This is a genomic window from Paraliobacillus quinghaiensis, assembly GCF_003426025.1.
In the GTDB taxonomy this organism is placed as follows: domain Bacteria; phylum Bacillota; class Bacilli; order Bacillales; family Amphibacillaceae; genus Paraliobacillus_A; species Paraliobacillus_A quinghaiensis.
Window position 1 is genome coordinate 1 of record NZ_QJSH01000047.1, and the last position, 5,542, is coordinate 5,542.

3 protein-coding genes are annotated in these 5,542 nt (G+C 36.6%); 1 reads left to right on the forward strand and 2 read right to left on the reverse strand.

What is annotated here, in order from left to right; genetic code table 11:
* Nucleotides 1-127: 127 nt before the first annotated feature.
* Together D2K40_RS15915 and D2K40_RS15920 are read right to left on the reverse strand one after the other, a co-directional pair.
* Nucleotides 128-1,480, reverse strand: coding sequence for an MATE family efflux transporter (locus tag D2K40_RS15915; protein ID WP_117157321.1), 1,353 nt, complete (start codon nucleotides 1,478-1,480; stop codon nucleotides 128-130).
* Nucleotides 1,481-1,970: 490 nt separating this feature from the next.
* Complete coding sequence (locus D2K40_RS15920; protein WP_117157322.1) at nucleotides 1,971-3,911, reverse strand: oxidoreductase; 1,941 nt, start codon at nucleotides 3,909-3,911, stop codon at nucleotides 1,971-1,973.
* Between the two features lie 369 nt (nucleotides 3,912-4,280).
* Here D2K40_RS15920 and D2K40_RS15925 point away from each other — a divergent pair, with 369 nt between their 5' ends.
* A complete protein-coding gene (locus tag D2K40_RS15925; protein ID WP_229666810.1) occupies nucleotides 4,281-5,405 on the forward strand; it encodes a TIGR04053 family radical SAM/SPASM domain-containing protein in 1,125 nt (374 codons plus the stop codon).
* Nucleotides 5,406-5,542: the final 137 nt, after the last annotated feature.

Below are 5,542 nucleotides of genomic sequence, written 5' to 3' on the forward strand. Positions count from 1 at the left end.
ACCATCGTTTTCATCTCCTATTGGTTTGGGTTTAGTAAATTGGAAGTTCTGTGATAGGTACTTCTATTTTACTATGAAAACGGTGGTCTTTTTATATTTAATTGAACCTATTTACTATACTAGGCACCTAGCCAACAACTGCTTTTTTCTGCCACTTCTTACTACGCCAACGTAAGAACATTAAGGAACCGCGGAACCATTCGTCCATAATAATTGCTATATATATCCCTATTAATCCATAGCCCAGCGAGATCCCAAAGAAATAGGCGAGGGTAACACTTATTCCCCACATCGAAAGGACACCTATCATTACTGGAAACTTTGCATCACCAGAGGCACGTAGCGCACTAATAATTACTAAATTAAATGTTCTTCCAGGTTCTAAAATAATACCCATAAATAGAAGCGTAGCACCTAATGAAATAATCTCAGTATCATCAGTAAAGAGCCCTAGTAAAAATTCTCCAGATAAAGCAAGGATCACCCCAACTGATAAAGATACTGCTAAAGCAAACCTTAAGCCTCTATACATTTCCTTATATGCTGTCTCTAACTTTCCAGCTCCTACAAGTTGACCAATATAAATTTGCATACCTTTTGCAATTGAAACGGAAAAAACAGTCATGAAGTTCATTAAATTGTGTGCATATACCCTTGTTGCTAGTGCATTTGCCCCTAACATGGTAATAAACACAGTAATTGTCAACTGACTTAAATTATGTGATAAATGCTCACCTGCAGAAGGAACACCAATACCTAATATTTTTTTTACATAATCTTTCTTTAAATGAATGTAATCTGCCAATTTAACTTTCACTTCTAAACGTTTGTATAATAGTACAAACAATACAACCATCGCTAGCGCTCGACATATAGCTGTGGCAATTGCAACCCCCATAACACCTAACTGTGGGACGCCTAATGCACCAAAGATAAATAAATAGTTTCCAATAATATTAAGTAAATTCATCCCTAATGCGATATACATAACATCTTTTGTCAACCCTTGTGCTTGAAGTGCAGAAAAGATGGTTAATACCATTGCTTGGGTAAACAATGTGCCCCCAACTATAATCATGTATATATTTGCATAGTCCATTAGTTCAGGTGATAAATTAAATAAATTTAAAAAAGGATATCTGAATATAACAATCATACTACTTATAAAGACACCAAATATCAGATTGAGAACAATAGCATTAGCAATCGTTACACTAACATCTTTTTTCTTTTCTGCTCCAAAAAATTGTGCAACAACTACTCCCGATCCCATTGCTGTGAAATTAAACAATATAAAAGTAAACATCATAATTTGGTTGACTACCCCGATCGCCGCAACGGCTTCATCGGAAATAAAACTTAACATAAAAGTATCCGAAATACGCATGAAAATATTTAAAAATACTTCCACAAATATTGGCCAGGTGATTGCAAGTAAGGTAACTTTTTTTAGCTTGGCTTCTTTCTTCTTGTTAAGCATCCTGAATCAACCAATTCTCATTTCCTACCACTATTCTTCTGTCCATTATTCTCTCTCCCTTATGATTGCACAAGATGACTACCTATAATTACATTAAAAAAAGACCGCTATTATAACTAATTCAACAAAAAAATTGAATTTCCTCTAAAAAATTCAGGTGCCTTTTTCAGGTGCCTGTCACTTCCCGCTTTTTGTCGAACTCATAACTTAAATTTTATTTATCTAAAATTAATAGAACTATAGTGTGTTATTTACCGTTTATTTCTCAGAGATTACTCTATCTTCTTTTAAATTTGATAAAGCAAAATCAACTTAAGCGCAAAGCACTCTTGCAGAGACAAAAAAGCGAGGAATCCCACCTCTTAGGAAGTAAGATTTCTCGCTTTAAGTACTGCAATATCGATATATTAAACCGATTTTATAAAGAATTTAATTGCTAAAAAGTGATTTGAAATTAAAAAGATCATCCAGCTGATCAACATTCGACAAATTACGGGAAGTGACAGGCACCGATTTCGAATCCTTCTGTTGTTGCGTCTGCAAGGGATACGTGGCCTGCTGCGTCTCCGATTACAAATACGTTATCAAATTGCTTTCTCATTGATTCTTCTAATGGGTTATAAGGCATTACGCCCATCGCAATCACAACTTGATCAACGTCCAATTCCATCTGTTTACCTGTTTCTTTTTCTTCTATCACAATAGAATTTGGAAATATTTCAACTACTTTATAGCCTGTAATGATTTCTACATTATTTTTTCGTAACCGTTCAAGTAATCTTGCTCTTGTTGGGGGACTAATTTTATTTCCTGACTTTGTTGGTAATTCTATTAATGATACATCGTTTCCTTGTTCTCTAAGTTTACGGATAACACTATGACAAACCATACCACTACCCAATACAGCTATTTTCTTATCATTAAATAGTTTACGTTCTAACTTTACATCATGATAGTTACAAACATTGTCAAGCTCCTGTCCCTTTATACCTGGATCACGCGGTTGTCCACCTGTTGCTAAAATGACGGCATATGGTTCGAGAGATTTGATCATATTAACTGTAACTTCCGTTTTTAACCGGATATCAATATTTAATCGCTTCATTTCATTAATAAAATAATCAATATACCATTGCATTTTCTTTTTATAGGTTGGTTCTGTTACCAGATTTAATTGGCCACCAAGCTTGTCACCTTTTTCAAATAACGTAACACCGTATCCCCTTAACGTGAGGATACGAGCCGCTTCCATGCCACCAGGTCCACCACCAACAATTACAACATGCCGTTTTTCTGACGTTTTTTCTAAGTTGTCATACTCCAATTCCCGACCAGCTCTAACATTAATTGAACATGTCACATGTGGATGTGTTTGAGAATAGACACAGTGTAAACAAGAGATACACATTCTAATTTCTTGCTCTCGACCTTGATATACTTTATTTACCCATTCAGGATCTGCAATAAGGCCTCGGCCAATTGCAACGAAATCTGCTTTTCCGTCAGCTAAAAGAGCCGAAACAAATTTTGATTCACGTATAGATCCTACCGTAATTACCGGTATCGAAACTTCATTTTTTATCGCTTCTGCGAGATAGACTCTCCAGCCTTGTTCATATAACGGTGACTCGACCATTTTATCCATTGAATTATAGTTTCCTGCACTCGCATGAATTCCATCTACCCCTATTCTTTCTAAATAACGGCAAACCTTCTTGCTAAGTGCAATATCCATTCCACCTGTATCAAATTCATCAATACTTAAACGGATAGTAACAGGAAAACTGGCACCACAAGCTTTTTTTATCCCAATGACTATTTCCTCAACAAAACGCATTCTGTTTTCAAAATTGCCACCATATTGATCTGTTCGTAAATTAGTCGTTGGACTCAAGAACTGATTGATTAAATACCCATGAGCGCCATGAAGTTCTACACCATCAGCTCCGGCCAATTGACATCGAACAGCTCCTGCAACAAATTTATCAACTAATTCTTTAACCTCAGCAGTCGTTAATTCCCTTGGCACCTCTCCAATCGCTTCGCACGTAACTGGGCTTGGCGCAACAATTTGTTGCCCCCCAAGTAATGCACTATTTGATTCTCTCCCTGCATGATGCAATTGGACAAATATTTTTGCATCATATTTATGTACAGCACTTACTAATCGCTCTAATCCTGGTATGAAATCATCTTTATCAATCCTTAGTTGATTGATTGCACCTTTTCCAAAATCATAATCTATTGTTGTAAATTCAGTAATCAGTAAGGCTGTTCCACCTTTTGCCCTTTCCTGATAATAACGAATAAGCTGGTCGGTAATTTCGCCATTTGGACCTCCCAGATTTGTGCCCATCCCAGGCATGATAATACGATTTTTTAATGTTGTATCCCCTATTTTTCCTTCCTTAAAAATTGGTTGATTATCCACTATTCACCCCTCCTAAATGTGACCTTATTCACAACTATATTGATACCATTTTTTAACCCTCTATACACTGCTGTCGAATTGTCATTAAAAATCCATAAATTTTCCTATATGTTTATAGTATCACATTATCAACTATACTATCATTATACGTAGATTACGATAAAGTGAACCTTCAATCAGTGGTGGGTTTTGCCCTTCCTCCACTGATTGTTAGCCCTAAAGGATGACCTAAAGGCCTCTAAACCATTCGGAGTGTTAGCGTCCGTTTACTGCCACTTAAAAAACTTTGATTTTTCTCGATGTTTTGAAGTGGGAGTTTTACGGACGATTACACCGGGATAAAATTTATAAAGAAATTAGGTGAAACAGATGCCCCACCCACATGGTATGCATAAGACAATCGATTATAGTCAAAATCCATTTATTGCAATTTGGGAGGTGACACGTGCTTGTGAGTTAAAATGTGTACATTGTAGAGCTGATGCACAAACAAAACCACATCCGAATGAGTTGAGTCATGATGAAGGCATCGCGTTAATTGATCAAATTTATGAAATGAATAATCCGCTTTTAGTTTTTTCTGGTGGCGATTGCATGATGCGCGAGGACCTTTTTGAACTGGCTGATTATGCAATTAAAAAAGGAATGCGCGTTTCACTCACACCAAGTGCAACTGATAATGTAACAAAAGAAAAGATGGAACTGGCAAAAGATACAGGTCTGTCTCGTTGGGCTTTTAGCTTAGATGGACCAACCGCTGCGATACACGACCATTTTAGAGGAACTTCTGGCTCATTTGATTTGACCTTAGAGAAAATCAACTATCTAAATGATCTCGGTATGCCACTACAAATTAATACAGTAGTTTCCACATACAACTATGATCACCTCGAGCAAATGGCAAAGTTGGTAAAAGAACTTAAAGCAGTTATGTGGTATATTTTTTTCCTTGTACCTACTGGAAGAGGGCAGCAAGATGCATGTATTAGTGCTGTCGAGCATGAAAAAGTTTTTAAATGGTTGTATGATTTAAATAAAGTAATGCCTTATGATATTAAAACAACCGCAGCACAACATTTCAGACGGGTGGTTCTCCAACAAAAAGTAAAAGAACAAAAGGTAGATAAAGGTACGATTCGATATGAAGATGCTCTCACCTCTGATGATGCATCACTGATTGATGGTTTAAAAAGGGCACCGAAAAGTGTCAATGATGGCAATGGGTTTATTTTCATCTCCCATGTTGGTGATGTTATGCCAAGTGGGCTACTACCGATCAAGGTTGGTAATGTGAGAGAAAATCAATTAAAAGATATTTACCGGGAATCACCTATATTGAAAGAAATTCGAAACCCAGATTTGTATAAAGGGAAATGTGGTGTTTGCGAATACCGCTTTGTTTGTGGAGGATCCCGCTCACGAACATATGCAGTAACAGGTGATTACCTAGAAAGCGAACCCTACTGCATTTACATCCCAAAAGCAATGCGATAGCCGGTGCCCGGTGCCTAGTATAGTAAATAGGTTCAATTAAATATAAAAAGACCACCGTTTTCATAGTAAAATAGAAGTACCTATCACAGAACTTCCAATTTACTAAACCCAAACCAATAGGAGATGAAAACGATGGT